At 66.4% G+C, this 16,534-nt stretch carries 18 protein-coding genes; 10 read left to right on the plus strand and 8 right to left on the minus strand.

The window, feature by feature from the left end; translation table 11 throughout:
• The first annotated feature begins 1 nt into the window (after window position 1).
• Complete coding sequence (locus tag DOL89_RS08620; RefSeq protein ID WP_225889734.1) at window positions 2-313, plus strand: NfeD family protein; 312 nt, start codon at window positions 2-4, stop codon at window positions 311-313.
• A 328-nt stretch (window positions 314-641) separates the two neighbouring features.
• Here the strand turns inward: DOL89_RS08620 and DOL89_RS08630 are convergent, their stop codons facing one another.
• The 4 genes from DOL89_RS08630 to DOL89_RS08645 all read right to left on the minus strand — a co-directional run bounded on the left by DOL89_RS08630 (window position 642) and on the right by DOL89_RS08645 (window position 6,599).
• The gene (locus DOL89_RS08630) at window positions 642-2,627 is read right to left on the minus strand and encodes a S9 family peptidase (protein ID WP_162937403.1); all 1,986 of its coding nucleotides are present in this window, start codon (window positions 2,625-2,627) and stop codon (window positions 642-644) included.
• 176 nt (window positions 2,628-2,803) lie between these two features.
• Window positions 2,804-3,835 carry an alkane 1-monooxygenase gene (locus DOL89_RS08635; RefSeq protein WP_162937404.1) on the minus strand — a complete coding sequence of 344 codons (1,032 nt, stop codon included), beginning with the start codon at window positions 3,833-3,835 and terminating at the stop codon, window positions 2,804-2,806.
• A 94-nt stretch (window positions 3,836-3,929) separates the two neighbouring features.
• The gene (locus tag DOL89_RS08640; RefSeq protein ID WP_119680330.1) at window positions 3,930-4,616 is read right to left on the minus strand and encodes an SDR family oxidoreductase; all 687 of its coding nucleotides are present in this window, start codon (window positions 4,614-4,616) and stop codon (window positions 3,930-3,932) included.
• Between the two features lie 114 nt (window positions 4,617-4,730).
• Window positions 4,731-6,599, minus strand: coding sequence for an ABC transporter ATP-binding protein (locus tag DOL89_RS08645; RefSeq protein ID WP_119678777.1), 1,869 nt, complete (start codon window positions 6,597-6,599; stop codon window positions 4,731-4,733).
• A 233-nt stretch (window positions 6,600-6,832) separates the two neighbouring features.
• On the opposite strand from DOL89_RS08645, the gene DOL89_RS08650 reads away from it, so the two are divergent.
• The 3 genes from DOL89_RS08650 (at window position 6,833) to DOL89_RS08660 (ending at window position 9,104) form a co-directional block, all read left to right on the plus strand.
• On the plus strand, window positions 6,833-7,378 hold the full coding sequence (locus DOL89_RS08650; protein WP_162937405.1) for a hypothetical protein: 546 nt from the start codon (window positions 6,833-6,835) through the stop codon (window positions 7,376-7,378).
• Window positions 7,379-7,506: 128 nt separating this feature from the next.
• On the plus strand, window positions 7,507-8,361 hold the full coding sequence (locus tag DOL89_RS08655) for a nucleotidyltransferase family protein (protein WP_225889735.1): 855 nt from the start codon (window positions 7,507-7,509) through the stop codon (window positions 8,359-8,361).
• Entirely contained in the window at window positions 8,361-9,104 is a 744-nt protein-coding gene (locus DOL89_RS08660; RefSeq protein ID WP_119678780.1) for a metallophosphoesterase family protein, read from the plus strand. Before DOL89_RS08655 ends, DOL89_RS08660 begins: the two co-directional genes overlap by 1 nt.
• Before the next feature lie 4 nt (window positions 9,105-9,108).
• Here DOL89_RS08660 and DOL89_RS08665 read toward each other — a convergent pair whose 3' ends face one another.
• From DOL89_RS08665 to DOL89_RS08675, 3 genes are read right to left on the minus strand one after another with little or no spacing between them, the layout of a single operon-like run.
• Window positions 9,109-10,029: a lysophospholipid acyltransferase family protein gene (locus DOL89_RS08665; RefSeq protein WP_119678781.1), complete on the minus strand. Its 921-nt coding sequence runs from the start codon at window positions 10,027-10,029 to the stop codon at window positions 9,109-9,111.
• Window positions 10,016-11,008 (minus strand): tetraacyldisaccharide 4'-kinase, encoded by a 993-nt coding sequence (lpxK, locus tag DOL89_RS08670; RefSeq protein ID WP_119678782.1) that lies wholly within the window; start codon window positions 11,006-11,008, stop codon window positions 10,016-10,018. Before lpxK ends, DOL89_RS08665 begins: the two co-directional genes overlap by 14 nt.
• On the minus strand, window positions 11,005-12,297 hold the full coding sequence (locus DOL89_RS08675) for a 3-deoxy-D-manno-octulosonic acid transferase (RefSeq protein WP_119678783.1): 1,293 nt from the start codon (window positions 12,295-12,297) through the stop codon (window positions 11,005-11,007). Before DOL89_RS08675 ends, lpxK begins: the two co-directional genes overlap by 4 nt.
• Before the next feature lie 236 nt (window positions 12,298-12,533).
• Between DOL89_RS08675 and DOL89_RS08680 the strand changes: the two genes are divergently transcribed.
• The 4 genes from DOL89_RS08680 (at window position 12,534) to DOL89_RS08695 (ending at window position 14,611) form a co-directional block, all read left to right on the plus strand.
• The gene (locus DOL89_RS08680) at window positions 12,534-13,208 is read left to right on the plus strand and encodes an RT0821/Lpp0805 family surface protein (RefSeq protein WP_119678784.1); all 675 of its coding nucleotides are present in this window, start codon (window positions 12,534-12,536) and stop codon (window positions 13,206-13,208) included.
• Between the two features lie 116 nt (window positions 13,209-13,324).
• Window positions 13,325-13,852 carry a hypothetical protein gene (locus DOL89_RS08685; protein WP_119678785.1) on the plus strand — a complete coding sequence of 176 codons (528 nt, stop codon included), beginning with the start codon at window positions 13,325-13,327 and terminating at the stop codon, window positions 13,850-13,852.
• A complete protein-coding gene (locus DOL89_RS08690) occupies window positions 13,852-14,358 on the plus strand; it encodes a hypothetical protein (protein WP_119678786.1) in 507 nt (168 codons plus the stop codon). Before DOL89_RS08685 ends, DOL89_RS08690 begins: the two co-directional genes overlap by 1 nt.
• A 61-nt stretch (window positions 14,359-14,419) precedes the next feature.
• Entirely contained in the window at window positions 14,420-14,611 is a 192-nt protein-coding gene (locus tag DOL89_RS08695) for a hypothetical protein (protein WP_119678787.1), read from the plus strand.
• Window positions 14,612-14,918: 307 nt separating this feature from the next.
• Here the strand turns inward: DOL89_RS08695 and DOL89_RS08705 are convergent, their stop codons facing one another.
• Window positions 14,919-15,353: a nucleoside deaminase gene (locus DOL89_RS08705; protein ID WP_119680331.1), complete on the minus strand. Its 435-nt coding sequence runs from the start codon at window positions 15,351-15,353 to the stop codon at window positions 14,919-14,921.
• Between the two features lie 190 nt (window positions 15,354-15,543).
• On the opposite strand from DOL89_RS08705, the gene DOL89_RS08710 reads away from it, so the two are divergent.
• Both DOL89_RS08710 and DOL89_RS08715 read left to right on the plus strand, forming a co-directional pair.
• Window positions 15,544-15,858 carry a dodecin gene (locus DOL89_RS08710; protein WP_225889736.1) on the plus strand — a complete coding sequence of 105 codons (315 nt, stop codon included), beginning with the start codon at window positions 15,544-15,546 and terminating at the stop codon, window positions 15,856-15,858.
• A gap of 54 nt (window positions 15,859-15,912) precedes the next feature.
• Window positions 15,913-16,416, plus strand: a complete 504-nt coding sequence (locus DOL89_RS08715; protein ID WP_119678789.1) for a pyridoxamine 5'-phosphate oxidase family protein — start codon at window positions 15,913-15,915, stop codon at window positions 16,414-16,416.
• Window positions 16,417-16,534 lie beyond the last annotated feature (118 nt).

A 16,534-nucleotide genomic window follows, 5' to 3' on the forward strand; every position in this document is an offset into this window, starting at 1 on the left:
CATGTCCTGGCAGTGGCAGTTCGGCGTTTTCGCCGTACTGTCCATTGCCTTCGTCGCCTTCGCCAAGCTGGCGCCGCGCAAGCCGCCGGCGGAAACGGATGAGCCCTACCTGAACCGCCGGGCCGATCAGTACAGGGGCAAGATCGCCGTCCTGGAAAGTGCCATCGTCAATGGCCGGGGCCGCGCCTTCCTGGGCGACACCCTCTGGTCCGTCACCGGCCCCGATCTCCCCGCCGGCAGCACCGTCCGCATCACCGGAGCGGACGGTCCGCTGCTGATGGTGGAGCCGTCCGAGGTGCAGCGGAGCGCGTGAGAGGTTTTGTCGGTAGAGGCTGCTTGTAACTGGTGCCGGACGCATTGGCATGCAGGAGAGGATTCGAAATCCGGCGTGCCTGATGTTCCTAGGCGTTCAGGGTCTCATACAGGTCCAGCCACTGCGGATTATGCTCCTCAATCAGGCGCAGCTTCCACGCTCGTTCCCATTTCCTCAGTCGTTTTTCCGTGGAGAATGTAGACGAAGAACTGCTTCCCGACCCTGCAGCTCCTGAGTTTGTGCCCTTGGGGAGCGCAGGTCGAGTTGTGCCGCCATGAAAACCGCCCCGGCAGTTCGGCCGGGGCGATCCTACAGCGAACCATTATCCTCAGTTCGTCGCCTGCCCGAGAATCTTCCGCAGGAACATGGCGCGGGCCATCTGATCCTCGAACTGGTTGGCTTTCTTCCGGAAGCCGTGCCCCTCATCCATGGCCAGCACGTACCAGGCATCGCCGCCATTGGCGCGGATCTGGGCCAGGATCTGTTCCGCCTCGCTGCGGGGCACCCGGGGGTCGTTGGCGCCCTGCACGATCAGCATGGGCTTGGTGATCTTGTGGGCGTTGGTCAGCGGGGAAATCTTCAGCAGATGCTCCCGCATCGCCGGGTCCCGCTCATCCCCGTATTCCGGGCGGCGAAGGTCGCGGCGATATTCCTTCGTGCTCTCAAGGAAGGTCACGAAGTTGGAGATGCCGACGATGTCCACCGCCCCGGCCAGCCGGTCATTGTAGTGGGTCATGCCGGCCAGCACCATGTAGCCGCCATAGGACCCGCCGACCAGGGCGATGCGGTCCTTGTCCAGGTTCGGCTGCGTCGCGACCCAGTCGATCAGGGCCCCGATGTCCTTGACCGAATCCTCCCGCTTGAAGCCATTGTCGAGCGTCACATAGGTCTTGCCGTAGCCGGTGGAGCCGCGGACATTCGGCACCAGCACGGCAGCACCCAGCTCATTGGCCCAGAACTGGTAGGTGGAGCTGAAGCTTGGCCGGCTTTGCGCCTCCGGCCCGCCATGGATGGAGATGATGACCGGTAGCTTCCCCTGCGCATTCCTGGGCGTATAGAGGAAGGACGGGATCATCCGGGGCTTGCCGTCCACCTGGTCGAAGGTGGGGTATTCGATCAGCTCCGCCGTGGCGAAGGTTTCGGTGTTCAGGCCGCCGACCTCGCTCTTCGTCCACTGCTTCACCTCGCCGCTCGCGATGTCGGCCACGAACACGTCGCCGGGGGCGGTGGGCTGGCTGATGCTGATGGCGAGGCGCTTGCCATCGGGGCTGAAGCCCATGGAGCCCACCACGCCCTTCGGCAGGTCTGGCGCCGGCTTATGCTGCAGGCTGGCGGTGTCGAGCAGCCGGATGGACGACCAGCCGCCCTCATTGAAGGCGTAGGCGATGGTGCTGCCGTCCTTGGAAAGGGTGACATCCTCCACATCCCAGGGAATATCCTCGCTGACCCAGCGCACCCCGCCTCCGGCGATGTCCAGCACGCCGAGCCGGCGGAACTCGCCCGCCTCGTCGGACAGGATGAAGACGCCCTTTCCATCCGGCGTAAACCCGACGGCGGATTGCGAGACATTGTCCAGCTCCGGCCGCAGCTTCGTGACCGTGCCGGCCTTCAGGTCTGCTATATAAAGGAAGGAGCGGGTGACGGAAATGTACTGCCCGATCAGCAGCCTGGAATCGTCCTGAGAGAAGGCGATGGGGCTGTAGGACCCCTCCATTTCCGCCACCGGCCTGGCCGATGCCACCTGCTCGGGGGCGGCCACATAGACGTCCGTATCGCGGTCGTTGCGCCGGGTGCTGGTGAAGGCGATGCGGTCGCCCTTGTGGGACCAGAGGAAGGACTGGTTGCGCGACTTGCCGTCGGTCAGCATCCGGCTGTCGCCGCTATCCAGGTCCAGGTGGAAGAGCTGGTAGTATTCCGATCCGCCCTTGTCCCAGACATAGATCAGCTCGTTAGATCCGGCGACCGGGCGGAACTCGCCGTTGGTGATCGGCTCCTCGGCAAAGGTGATCTGCTCGCGAGCGCCCATCGGCTGGCGCACCAGATGGAGCTGATTGACCTCGCCGAACCGGGTGGTGATCAGGATGCCGCTGCCATCCGCCGTCCAGCCGGCGAACCCCGCGGATCGGGCGTTCAGGTAGGCGCGGAACTTGTCCGCAAGCTCCGGGTCCGCCGCCGGCACGTTCTCCAGCACCAGATTACCCTTCTCCACCCGCTCCACCTGCTGGGCGGAAGCGGTGCCGGTGAAGGCCGGCGCGAATGCGGCAATGGCGAGCGCGCAGACGCCGGCGCGCAGCACTGTGTTCAAGCGAAGCATGTCCTGTTCCAGCTCCATCCGTTTCTGTCGGCCTGTCCGGCCCTGAACGGAAAGGGTAGCAGGTCGCCGGCCTTAATCCAGCCGAACCCGACCGGTGGTCCCGCTCCCGAAGACGCAACCGGTCCATCGTTGGCGAGGCGGCGGCAGCCGATAGAACGCCCCCTGCCACTCCCCCCTCATCCTGCCCCAGCCGTCGCCGCCTTCACCTTCGGGTCCATGATGCGGAACCACAGCGGGGGCACCAGGGCCAGAGTCACCATGGTGGCATAGCCGAAGGGCATGCGCATGGCGTCGCCGTCATCCACCAGCTCCGGATATTCCTTGCCCGGCCAGCGGTGATGCTCGGCATGGAGGCCGAGATTGAAGCTGGTCCAGTTCGTCATCCGGTGGGCGGAGTTCCAGCTATGCTGCGCCGCCACGCGCTCATACCCGCCGCGGGCGTTGGGATGGCGTTGCAGCCCATAATGCTCGATATAGCCGGTGGCCATCAGAAGCTGGATCGCCACGACCGCCTGGATCAGGAAGAAGCCGATACCTGCCCAGCCGGCCCAGAGGAAAGCCGCGACCAGCAGCGCCGCCTGGATCGCGGCGTAGTGGAACATCCGGTTGCGCGGCCCCAGCACGGGAATGTGCCGACGCTGCAGCCGCTCCCGCTCAAGCCGCCACGCCTCGGCGATGCCGCCGAAAAAGGCGCGCGGGCTGTAGGCCCAGAAGGACTCCCCAAGCCGGGCCGTGGTTGGGTCGTCGGGGGTGCCGACGGTGCGGTGATGACCATGGACATGCTCGATCCGGAAATGCCCGTTCAGCACCAGGGCGGCCAGCGCCACGCCCAGCCCGCGCTCCGCCGCATAGCGCCGGTGGATCAACTCATGGGAGGCGGTCAGTCCGACACTGCCATTGACCAGCCCCACTCCCAGCGCCGCCGCCGGCACCTCCCAGCCTGCAAGATGGCCCGAGGCGATCAGGTGCAGCGCAAATGCCAGCAGGGCGGCCAGGACGGGAAGGACGAACCATACCACGCGCCCATCCCCGATCCCGCCGGGCGGCACGTCCATTCGCCGGTCCTCCGGCAGAAGGGCATCGAACAGGGCGGCGAAACCGCCGAACCAGGCGAAGGGCAGAAGCACCCACCATCCGCCCAGCCATAGGCCCAGGAAAGCCGCGGCTGGTACGGCAAAGGCCGCCAGCACATGCATCACCGTCGCCATTCCCCCCTCCGGCAGCTCTGTTCCCGAGCATTTCCGGGAATGCTGCCGTAGGTCGGGAATGGGCACAAGGAGGAGACCGGAGACTATTCCGCCCTTACCAGGGAATTTCCCGCCCGTCATAGGAGAAGAAGCAGCCGGTATGCTCCATGGTGGCGCCGCCGATCACCTTGCGCAGGCCGGCGACGCTGTCCGCCGGCTTCACCGGGGCCTGCTCCCCGCCCATGTCGGTCTGCACCCAGCCGGGATGCAGGACGATGCAGCAGATGTTCCAGTCCCGCAGATCCACGGCCAGGCTCTTGTTCGCCATGTTCAGTCCGGCCTTGGAGACCCGATAGGCATACATGCCGCCGGACTGGTTCTCCTCGATGGAGCCGAGCTGGCTGCTGATGCTGGCGACCGTGGGGCGGCTGGACTTGCAGAGCTTTTCCTTCAGCGCCAGCACCATCAGGATCGGCGCCAGCGTGTTCACCCGCATGGCGGCCACCCACCCTTCCGCATCCAGCCCGTCCTTTGACTGTTGCGGGAAGGGAGGACCCATGACGCCGGCATTGTTGATCAGCACATCGATCCGTTCATCGCCCAGTTCCCTGCCAAAGGCGGCGATTGCGGCCGGGTCCGCGACGTCCAAGGCCCTTATCTCCACGCCCGGCACCTCCGCCAGCGCCTGCGCCCGGGCTGGATCGCGCGCGGTGGCGACGACCCGCCATCCATCAGCAGCATACTGCCGTGCGAACTCCAGCCCGATCCCGCGGTTGGCCCCGGTGATGACGACGGTGGGCATGCGGCTGTCTCCCAGTTCTTCGGTCATGATGGGACAACACGGGAAAACGCGGAACGGCAGCACCGCAGCAGCATGCTCCGCCGGTGCCGATGGCGAAGCTGGGTGACGGCGGTATTACTCCGCCGCCTCCAGGAACCCGCCGCTCTGCCGGTACCACAGGGCGGCGTAGCGGCCGCCCAGCGCCAGCAGTTCCGTATGGCTCCCCTGCTCCACGACCTGCCCATTCTCCACATACAGGATGCGGTCCATCCCGGTGATCGTGGACAGGCGGTGCGCGATGGCAAGGACAGTGCGCCCCTGCATCAAGGTCCACAACGCCTCCTGGATCAGATGCTCGCTCTCGCTGTCCAGGGCGGAAGTCGCCTCGTCCAGCACCAGGATTTTCGCATCCTTCAGCAGGGCACGGGCGATGGCCACCCGCTGGCGCTCCCCGCCCGAGAGTTTGATCCCCTGCTCCCCCACCACCGTCTCGTAGCCGGTAGGGCGCTTCATGATAAAGTCGTGGGCGTGCGCCTGTCGTGCCGCTCGCTCCACATCTTCCTGCGTCGCCCCCATCCGGCCATAGGCGATGTTTTCCCCTACGGTGCGATGGAAGACGCCGGGCTGCTGCGGCACCTCCGCGATGGCGGCGTTCAGGCTTTCCAGCGTGACCTGCTGGACATCCTGACCATCGATCAGGACTGCCCCGCGCTGGGGTTCCACCTGCCGGCGGATCAGCTTGACCAGCGTGGACTTGCCAGCGCCCGACCGGCCGACCAGCCCGATCTTCTCCCCCGGCTGGATGGTGAGGTTCAGCCCGTCGAACACCTTGGTTCCGTCGGGAAAGCTGAAGGCCAGATCGCGGATTTCGATCCCGCCGGCTGTAATGTCCAGCGGCTTCGCCCCTTCCGCATCCACAATGTCGTGGGGAGCGGAGACGAGGTCCAGCGCTTCCGACAGCGTGCCCAGCTCCTCGAAAAAGCTCAGCAGCCGGTCGGACAGATGCCAGACCGTGTTGGATATCTGGAAACCCAGGGTGAAGACCAGCGTGAAGTCGCCCACCGTCATGGCGCCCGCCAGCGTGCGGCTCAACGCCACCCAGACCAGCACGCCCAGAAGGGCGATGATGCTGACCATCTGGAACAGCCGCATGACGACCAGGTACCAGCGCAGCCGGCGGGACCGGAACCGTTCCGCATTGACCCAGTGGCCCAGGAAGGAGCGCTCGAACGCCGTGCGGGCGAAACCGCGGATCAGGTCGGCATTGGTAATGGCGTCGATGATCCGGCCGGAGGAGCTGGAGACCGCCTCGCTCATCTGCTCCGACAGGCGGAAGCAGTGGCGAGCGAGCCAGCCGCTGACCGCGATATAGACCACCGCCCAGGCCACCAGGAACCCGCTGAAGGCCGGCGACGCGGTCCAAAGCAAGGCTACCGCCACGACCAGCAGCACCGCCGTGCGGATCATGTCGAACATCATGATCTCGATGATGCCCAGGATGGCGTTGGCCCCCTGCTTGATCTTCTGGCCCAGCTTTCCGGCGAAGTTGTCCTGGAAGTAGGTGTGGCTGTGCCCCATCAGCCAGGCGAACATGCGCTTCTGCGCCAGCGCCCGGATGGAGGGCGAGGTGTAGATGTCCACGACCTGATAAATGCGGTACATGCCGATGGCCGAGAACCAGATGACCATCAGCACCGCGAACCAGCCCATCAGGCCGATCCCCTCCACCGGTTCGCCGTTGCTTGCCGCCGTCAGCCCGTCGATCACCGCCTTCAGCGCATAGGGCTCGAACGCATCGATCGTCTGCCCGATCACCACGGCCAGCACCATCAGCGCCAAGCGCCCCGCGAACTTCTCCCGGATCAGCCCCCAGATGAAACGGAAGGGCCGCCGCTCCAGCGGTCGCACCGGCTCCTGGTCTTCCCAGGCGAAGGCGCGGTCCTGGTCTTCCAGGCTGTCGATGCGCACCGCCCGCATGGAGCGGCGCAGAAGGGAGGCGAGCATGGGAATTCACCCGTCGGAACGAGAATCCGGCAGCCCAGGATGAAGCCGCCCCAATTCATCCGAAGTCGGATATATCTGGCCTCGCAATCCGTCAATTGCAAAATTGCGACCGCACCTGCGCTGAATCCCTTTGGCTGGTCCGGACCGGACCACCCCGCCTTGATCCACCATTGGTAATATGATTTTTTATCGCGTTAGACGTAAACGTACGTCAGATGCGATCAGGAGCTGACGTGGCAGGCGATGTTGTCTTTACGAAGACCTTTACTTCAGATCTTGCGGATCAATTGATGAATCTGGGCCTTGGCGTTGAGGTCAAGGTCGATCTCTCGCATAACCATAGCACCACGACCACCCAACCGGGGGCTCAGAATCCCACCATTATTGCAAAGCCGATCGAACTTGATGTGGCGATCAAGGCGAACGGAAACGATAAGGACAAGCTGGTAAAGATCCTCGCTTCCATGCAGGCAGCCAGTCCGTTCTCATCGCTGTTCGCCTTTTACCAGATGTTGCAGACGGTTCCTGGGGGACTACTGAAGACCCTGACTGGCGATATCAAGGTTGAATGTCCGCAATTCGATGCTTCGATCATCGACCTTGCCAATCCGCCCCCCGGTGACATCGGGCTGGCTATTCAGGCCGCCCAGGCGACTGGAGTGGCTGCTTTCAACAGCTTGCCTACCGGTACGCGCCGATGCATGGGCATGTACCTGAAGGTGGGCAGCAACTTCACGCTGATCGGCCAGAAACCTGCCGTGGCGCGAACCGCTCCCTGACGGAGAACACCGCCGCCTGCCGGGCTGGAAACCGCCCGGCAGGATTCGGGATGGTCGCGCCGCATACGGGAACCGGGACAGGATCGATCCTGTTGCGGGCAGCAGCACAACAAGCCTGCAGGCGCACCTTGACCGTCCCGACCACAGCCATGTCCAACGGCGCCGTCCCGTCCGAGCCCGTAATGGGGTCCGCCCCGGTCCTGGCGGGGGAGCCGCCCCGCGCCAGCCATCCCGAGGCCGACCAGTTCTATGCCGAAAGCCTTCAGATTCTGAAGGACAGCGGAATACCGTTCCTGGTGGCCGGCACCTTCGCCATCAACTGCTATACCGGCATCGATCGCCCGACCAAGGACCTGGACATCTTCTGCAAGGCCGGGGACTTCCCCCGCATCCTGCTGCACTTCCAGGAGCTGGGCTTCGAAACCGAGATCGAGGATGAGCGCTGGATCGCGAAGGTGAAGCGCGGCCCCTACTTCTTCGACGTGATCTTCAGCTCCGGCGTCGCCATCGTGCCGATCTCCGACGCCTGGTTCCAGGAGAGCCATCCGGCGACATATTACGGGATCGAGGTGCAGCTCACCCCGCCGACCGAACTGATCTGGTCCAAGGCGTTGCTGCAGCTCCGCCACCGCTACGACGGGGCGGATGTGGCGCACATGATCCTGAAACAGTCGGACCGGATCGACTGGAAGCGGCTGCTGAACCACATGGAACAGTACTGGGAGGTACTGCTGATCCATGTGCTGAACTTCCGCTTCGTCTACCCGACGGAACGGGAGAACGTGCCGCGCTGGCTTTATGACGAGCTGCTGCAGCGCGCCCAGCAGCATGCCGACCTGCCGGTGCCCAAGACCAAGGTCTGCCGCGGGCGGCTATTCAGCCCGATCGACTATGAGATTGACGTGACCCGATGGGGCTTCGCCGACATCATCGGCGCACCCGCCCCAGTAGTGGAGACTGCGGAGAAGGACAAATCGGCGTGATGGAAGAGACGACCGGCATCGAGCGCCCTGGAAACAAGCTGCGCGTCGCCGCCATCGGAGACGTGCACGCCTCCCCCAGTCACAGGGGACAGTGGCACGACACCTTCGCGGAAGTCAGCCGGGAGGCGGACGTGCTCTGCCTCTGCGGGGACCTGACCAACATCGGCACCGCGGCGGAGGCCGAAGCTCTGGCGGAGGATCTCCGCGCCTGCACCATCCCCGTGCTGGCCGTGCTGGGCAACCACGACCACCAGTGCGGTTCGGTCGAGGAGCTTGAGAAGGTGATGGTCCAGGCCGGCGTGCAGTTCCTGGAGAATGAGACGGTCGAGATCGGCGGTGTCGGCTTTGCCGGAGTAAAGGGTTTCGCCGGAGGCTTCGACGGCAAGATGCTGGACGCCTTCGGCGAGGCGCCGATCAAGGCGTTCGTTCAGGAAGCCATCGAACAGGCAATGCGGCTGGAACACGCCCTGAAGGCGCTTGAGACGGAGCGGCGGGTCGTCGTGCTGCACTACGCCCCTATCGCCGACACCGTGGCCGGCGAGCCGGAAGCCATCTTCCCCTTTCTGGGCTCCAGCCGGCTGGCGGAAACCATCGACCGGTTCGAAGGGATCAGCGCCATCTTCCACGGGCATGCCCACCGCGGCACCTATCACGGCAAGACCCGGCGGGGCTATGACGTCTACAATGTCGCCGCCCATATCGAAAAGCCGACGGGCAAGCCCTACGCGCTGATCGAGGTCTAGGTCCTCAATCCTTCCAGCGCCGGTGCTGCCAGAGCCACTGGCCGGGATCGTCGCGGACCCAGTCGCCGAGCAGGTCGTTCACCTGCCGCATCGTCGCTTCCGTGTCGGCGGGGGCATCGCCGGTGCGCCGGAACTCCAGCGGCGGGAACGCCTGGACCCGGAATCGGGCGGTGAAGCGTCCGCTGGCGTCCCGCAGGCGGGTGACCCGGATCGGCACCACCGGGGCCTCGAACCGTAGGGCCAGATCGGCCATCACGGTGCCGGTCATGGCCTCCTGCCCAAGAAACGGGATGGAAATTCCTTCGTTCAGCTTCTGGTCGACCAGCAGCCCGACATGGCCGCCCTTGCGCATGGCCACGATCAGCCCTTTTGCCGCGGCTTTGCCCTTGGGCACCATGTCCCCGCCCAGGACACTGCGGGCATCGGCCAGACGCTTGGCCACATGCGGATTGTTCGGCTCCCGGAACACGAAGGTGAGTTCCAGCCCTTGCAGCGCGCAGGCCAGCGCCGCCAACTCCCAATTGCCGAAATGACCGGTGACGGCAATGCCGGGCCTACCGTCCTGCGCCAGGGCAGCGAGGTACTCTTCCCCCACCATCTCTACCCGGCCTTTCCATTCGGTTTTCAGGGTGGGCAAGTGCACATATTCCGCCATGGTGCGGCCGAAATTCTCCCAGGCCTCGGCCAGCACCCTGGCCCTGGTCGCCTCATCCAGCTCCGGAAGGGCGCGGGACAGATTGCGGGCGGCCTTGCGGCTGGCGGCAAGGCGCGGGCCGATTGCGCCGGCCAGCTTCCCGCCCAGGGCGCTGGCGCGGTCCAGCGGCAGGTTGCGCAACAGGCCCGTGAACAGGGACACGGCAGCGGTCTCAAGTCGGTAGCCGACCAGTCGGTCGAAACGGCGGCGGGCGGGGCTATGTTTGGCCATGGGCGGAGAACAGCGGGTCCAGAAGCGCGTCGAGGGCAGCCATGTCGTTGAAGGCGAGCGTCACGGGCAGGACCCGCACCATCTCCCGGTGCCGGCTGCCCAGGCGCATCGCATCCTTGGCGGTGGTGACGGGCACGGCATCCAGCTTCCGTGCTCGGGCAACCAGCCGCTCGACCTCCGCATCGCTATAAGGGTGATGGTCGGCAAAGGAAACCGCTTCGGCCACATGGGCGCCCATCTCCGCGAGCGTGTCGAAGAATTTGGCCGGCCGGCCGATGCCGGCAAAGGCCAGCACCCGCCGCCCGACCAGATCGGCCGACACCGCCATGTCGGGAACCAGTCGTGCAGTGAGGACCGGCAGCCTGCCGCCAATCAACGCCCGCACCCCGGCCCGGTCCTGTCCGATGATAACAACCGCCTGCGCCCGTTCCAGCCCGTCCGCCAGCGGCTCCCGCAACGGACCGGCCGGGATTACCCGCCCATTGCCGAAGCCGGCCGCACCGTCCGCCACGATCAGCGACAGATCCTTAGCGAGGGACGGGTTCTGGAATCCGTCATCCAGTACGATGACCTCCGCGCCAGCCCGAACCGCTGCTTCAGCTCCCATTGCACGGTCCCGTGCCACCCAGCAGGGCGCGCCGCCGGCCGCCAGCAGCAACGGCTCATCCCCCACATCCCAGGCCCCATGCCGGGCTGGATCGACCCGTACAGGACCGGCAAGTCGCCCGCCATGACCACGGCTCAGCGCCGCCGGTCGGACGCCGCGCACTTCCAACCGACACAGCAGCGCCTGGACGACCGGTGTCTTGCCGGCCCCTCCGGCTACCAAGTTTCCAACGCAGATGACCGGAACCACCGCGCGGCAGGCCGGCCCGGCCCGAAGCCGGCGGCGGGTAATCCCGGTCCACAGGGCCGCGGCAGGCGACAGCAGGGCGGCCGCAAGTCCCGGCTGCCGCTGCCAGAAGGCGGGCGCCTTCACTCCACGCTCCCCCAGATTTCTTCCGCGAAGCCGGCTCGCGCCAGCAGGGGGTCGAGGGCGGCCAGCACCCGGTCCACGGCTTGGCGGTTCTCTTCCGCAACCGCCAGGGCGGCATCGGCCAGCCGGGCACGTGCCATGCCATCCGTCAGCAGGTCGCGGACCAAGCCCGGCAGCGCATCCCCATCGGGAACGTTCAGCGCGCCGCCCCTGGCCTGCAGCTCCGCCGCCACCTCGGCGAAATTGTGCATGCTGGGGCCGTGCACCACTGCGGCGCCGAGCAGCGCCGGCTCAATAGGGTTGTGCCCCCCAATGCCCGCGAAGGACCCGCCTATCACTGCGACGGGGGCCAGACGGTAGACCAGCCCCAGCTCCCCAAGCGTGTCGACGACATAGGCCTCGTGCTCCGGCCGCGGCGCTCCGTCGACGGAGCGGACGGCTACGGACATCCCCTGCCCCCGCAGCAGCTCCGCGACTTCCGCCCCACGGGCCGGATGCCGGGGCACGATGATGGAAAGCAGACCCGGCAGGGCCGCACGTCGGTGGACCGTCGGCACCAGCGCCTCTTCGCCAGGATGGGTGCTGGCGAACGCCCAGACCGGCCGACTCCCTACCGCCGCCCGCAGGCTGGCCAGCATCTCCGGATCGGCCGGCAGCGGCGCGGCGCTGTATTTGAGGTTTCCGACAGCCCGAACCTCTCGGATACCCAGTGCGCACAGCCGTTCCGCCCCCTCCGCCGTCTGGGCGAGGGCAAGCTGGAAGACCGACAGCAGCCGCCGGGACGTTCGCGGCACCCTGCGCCAACTGCGGAAGCTTTTCTCGCTGATGCGGGCGTTGATCAGACCGCAGGGCAGCCCCCGCCGCCGCACCTCGCCCAGAAGGTTGGGCCAGAACTCCGACTCGACCCACAGGACCATGTCCGGCCGCCAATGATCCACGAACCGCTTGGCGGCTCCGGGCAGGTCCACCGGGACATATTGATGGAACGCCCGCGCCGGCAGCCGCTTGTCCATCAGGGTGGCGGAGGTCACCGTCCCCGTCGTCACCAGCACATGGGCCGTAGGGGACAGGGCCAGCAGGCGCTCCACCAGCGGGAGGATTGCCAGACTCTCGCCTACGCTTGCGGCATGCAGCCAGATCAGTCGGCCGGCAGGACGCGGTAGACTGGGACGGCCCAGCCGCTCATGCCGCCGCAACGGGTCTTCCTTCCCACGCGCGGCACGCCGGTCCAGCAACCGCCCGACGGCGGGACCGGCCAGATGGGTGAGACCACGATAGAGAAGCTCGAGCATGAGAATCGCAGGGCAGCGGGCAGTCTGGATGTCAACAGTTGCGCGCCGGCGAAAGTGGCGGGCGCGCGGACCCTAGCACGAGGTACCCACGCGCGATAGCGGCACGGATCAAGGCCCTGACTGGTGGCATACTCCCAAAGAGTGCACACCAAAGCGCCCGATGGTTGCCCTACTCTCGCCGCGATCCGGAACTGAATCTGGTCCGGATAAACGGATTTCGAGGACTCTGAGGCGCCATGCGCACCTGCTTCCGTACACGTACCCTAGCGGCCGCCCTGGCCGGATTGTTGGCCCTGGGACCTGCCGCAACAGCCTTCGCCGATCCGCCGGACTGGGCGCCCGCCCATGGACGGCGCGACAAGCATGAAGACAAGCACCGCCACAAGGACAAGCATCGGCATGACGATGACCGCCGATGGTCCCACCGGTACGATACCCGGTATGACAGCGGCGTCCGCGATATCCCCCGCTTCTATGACCTGCCGGTCGGGATCGATGCCGGCAGCTGCGACCGCGGCATTGTCGGTGCGAATCTCGGGACCCTGCTGGGCGCCGTGGCCGGCGGGCTGGGCGGGTCCCAGTTCGGCAAGGGCGATGGCAAGGTAGCGGCCACCATCGGCGGCGTGCTTCTGGGCGCGGTGCTGGGCAATGCCATCGGCCGGCAGATGGAGCCGGCGGATCAGGGCTGTCTCGTCCAGGCGCTGGAACGTGCGCCCACCGGCCAGCCCATCCTGTGGGATAATCCCGATGCCGGCACGCGGTACGAGGTGGTGCCCACCCGGACATGGCAACAGGCCGGCGGCACCTACTGCCGCGAATATACCAGCCGCGTGATGATTGGCGGTCGGGCGGAGGCGGCCACCGGCACCGCCTGTCGCCAGCCGGACGGCGCATGGCAGATCATGAACTAGGCCGGTCGCCCCTCCCACCTCTTGACGACGGGGGCGGGAGGGACGAACTCTATTGGATCGAGGGGGCGATCCGCCTGTTGGACGGGTTTCGCCCCACCGGAACGGAGAGTGTCCCGATGTCCGTGCGTGCCAATCTGACCCGTCTCGCCCTGACCGGCGCCATTGCCGGCCTGCTGTCCGCCGCGCCCGCCGTGGCGGAACCGGCGTCCATCGTACCCGAGGGAACCAAGGTCAACGGCTTCTCCCAGCTTCAGCGCACGCCCCTGCCGGGCGAACGCGTTGCGCCAAGCCAGTTCCCCGGCTACGCGCCCGGCGGGCCGGAGCTTGGCTTCGGCGGAGCTGGAATCGAGCAGGAGGAGAGCGATCCCGATGTCGGCGTGACGCTTCATGCCGTCCCCGGCAACGGCCCGGTCTATGCCCAGCGCGACACGCGGATGAGCCGCCTGATGGGCGACGGCGTGATGATCTACGAAAACCCGGTGCGTAGCGGCTATCTCGGCTACAACCCGCGCACGGGTGGCTATGATCGTTGGCATGGCAGCCTGTCCTACAACCACTCCTACCTGCGCCACCTCTATGACGGCAATCTGGCCGGCACCCCGTCGGTCAGCGCGCCGACGGACTTCTGGAGCGGCCAGCGCTGATGCGCGCGCTGCTGCCGCTGGCCTTCGCCTTCCTGTTGCCGGCCGCCACGGTCATGGCACAGGTCGCACCGGCGGAACCGGGCGGCTTTCGCAAGCTGGAGCGCGCACCCACGCCCGGTGAGGTGCGCGCCGCCCAGATCGAGGAGCAGCGCCGGCTGGAGTTGGTCCGCGAATGCAAGGCCCGCCGGTCCCGCGGGGAGAAGGTCGGTATCGCACTCGGCACCGTGGCCGGCATCGCTGCCGGACTGCTCGTGGCCGAACCGGGCAACGATAGCGAGCAGGTGATCGCCAGTACGCTTGGCGCCGGGGTCGGAGCTACGGCCGGCGCGCTGATCGGCGAAGGCGTCGATCCCCGCGACCCGTGCAACTTCAACCCGCCCGATCAGACAGGGGCGGAACGTCAGCCGGCAATTCCCACCGACCACCTCCACCGCCCTCCCCCCGCCCGTACCATCGGCGCAGGACCAGAGCCGTTGCCGGGGCGCGGTTCCAGCCAAGGAAACTGATCGCATGCGGGTGAAAGACTTTTCCGCCAGAAGTCTTGATAGTTCCCGCACAGCATTTCCGATGACATTGGGTCCGACGCTTGCCATGGCCGGGCTGCTCATGATCTGGCCGTTGGGCTTCATCGCCGCCATGATCCAATATGATCCGCTGCCGGCTCCGCCGCTTCCCTCGCTTCAGACGGTGATCCTGGGCGTTCTCTCCATCGCGACGGGAATCGGGCTCATTGCCGGTATGACCAAGCGGCGGCCATAGGGACTGTTCCTGGCGATCATTGTCGCGGCAGGCGCGGGCGGCGCCGTGGTCGCAGGCGGATTACTGCTCTCCCCCAGGGTGGAAGACCGATCCTTCCTTCTGCTTGGCAGTCTTCCGATATTCGCCATGCTGGCGGCCTATCTGATCGCGGTCGTCCGCCCGAAATCGCTGGCTTGGTACGGCATCGCTCTTCCGGCCACGTCCCCGCGCGACCGAGGACCGCTCAGCCGCGCGGATCTCGTACTGTACACCCCCGCCACCCCCTTGCCCGCTGCCCCGCCCGCGCACGCTGACGCCTGATCGGCCCTCAGCGTCGGCTCCGGAAGAACTCCCGCAGCAGTTCCCCCGCCCTCTGCTCCTGGATGCCGCCATAAGATTGAGGCGCGTGGTGGCAGGTGGGCTGGCTGAAGAAGCGGGGTCCGTGATCCACGGCGCCGCCCTTGGGATCATAGGCAGCGAAATAGACCCGGCGAATTCTGGCGAAACTGATGGCCGCCGCGCACATCGCACAGGGTTCCAAGGTCACATGCAGGTCGAGGCCGGGCAGGCGCGGACTGCCCAGGCGGCGGCAGGCTTCCCGGATCGCCAGCACCTCCGCATGCGCGGTCGGGTCGGCCAGCTCCTCCGTCCGGTTCCCGGCCCTGGCCAGCACCGTACGGCTGACCGGATCGACAATGACGGCGCCGACGGGCACCTCTCCCCGCGTGGCGGCGGCCCGGGCCTCTGCTAGGGCAAGCTCCATCGGCGTGGTGTTGGTCGCAGGATCAGACATGGACGGAGGCTTGCCCTGATGGTCAGCTTCCGTCAAGCCGGCGCGATGGGAGAGGCTCCCGCCCGCTTGCGCCGATTGCCACCGCTTCCGCGCGCCTTTGCGCGGGACGTCCCCGTGCGAGACTGCAAAAGCGCAGAGAACCGCACGCAAGAGGCGAGCCATGTACATGCCGCTCCGCGACCCGGCAGCGACCGCCGATTCCGAATTGGCGGATGAGGCGGGCGGATGCGCCTACAGGACGATCGAGGTCGTCGCCTGCTCCGCGACCGGTATCGAGGATGCCATCGGAGGGGCTATCGAGCGAGCCGGGCGGGCCCTGCCCCATGTGGAGTGGTTCGAGGTCACGGACCTTCGCGGCACCGTCGTCAACGGCAAGGTCGGCCGGTGGCAGGTCGGGCTGCGACTGGGCTACCGCCTGGATTCGGCGGACGGTTCCCGGAACCAAGCTTCGCCGAACCCTGTTGCCAGGGCCTGATCCGTCGGCTGGGTTTTCCCGGCCGTCAAGACCACGGCACCCAGGGAGACTCCCATGGCCCAGACGGCCAAAGACGGCAAGTTCGACAAGCTCATCGAAATGATCGACGGGATCGATGTGGCCATGATGACCAGCATCGATCAGGGCCATCTCCGGTCCCGCCCGATGTGGACGCTCAAGGACCCTGATTTCGCGGGCACCCTCTACTTCTTCACCCGCCTGTCTTCCCATAAGATCGAGGAGCTGCAGAGCAATCCGCAGGTGGGCCTGTCCTACGGCAATCCCAGCAAGCAGGACTATGTCTCCGTCTCCGGCCATGCCCGGCTTTCGCGCGATCCCGAGCGGATGCGCCGGCTCTGGGCGGAGCCGATGCGGACCTGGTTCCCCGAAGGCTTGGACGATCCCGACCTAGGTTTGCTGGCCGTGGAGATCGAGATGGCGGAGTACTGGGACAGCCCCTCCTCCGCGATGGTGCACCTGTACGGTTATGCCAAGGCCGCGATAACCGGCCAGTCGCCGAAGCCCGGTGACCATGGCAAGCTGAACATGCCGCACTGACCGCCCGGACCCCGGTTCGGTCCGAACCTCGCATCCATGCGCAAAACGACGGCCCGGGTGCCGGCAAACCGGCCTCGGGCTTTCTTGTGCGGTGGCCCGCACCTGCGTAAAGTCCCGC

This window comes from Indioceanicola profundi (genome assembly GCF_003568845.1).
Classification (GTDB): domain Bacteria; phylum Pseudomonadota; class Alphaproteobacteria; order Azospirillales; family Azospirillaceae; genus Indioceanicola; species Indioceanicola profundi.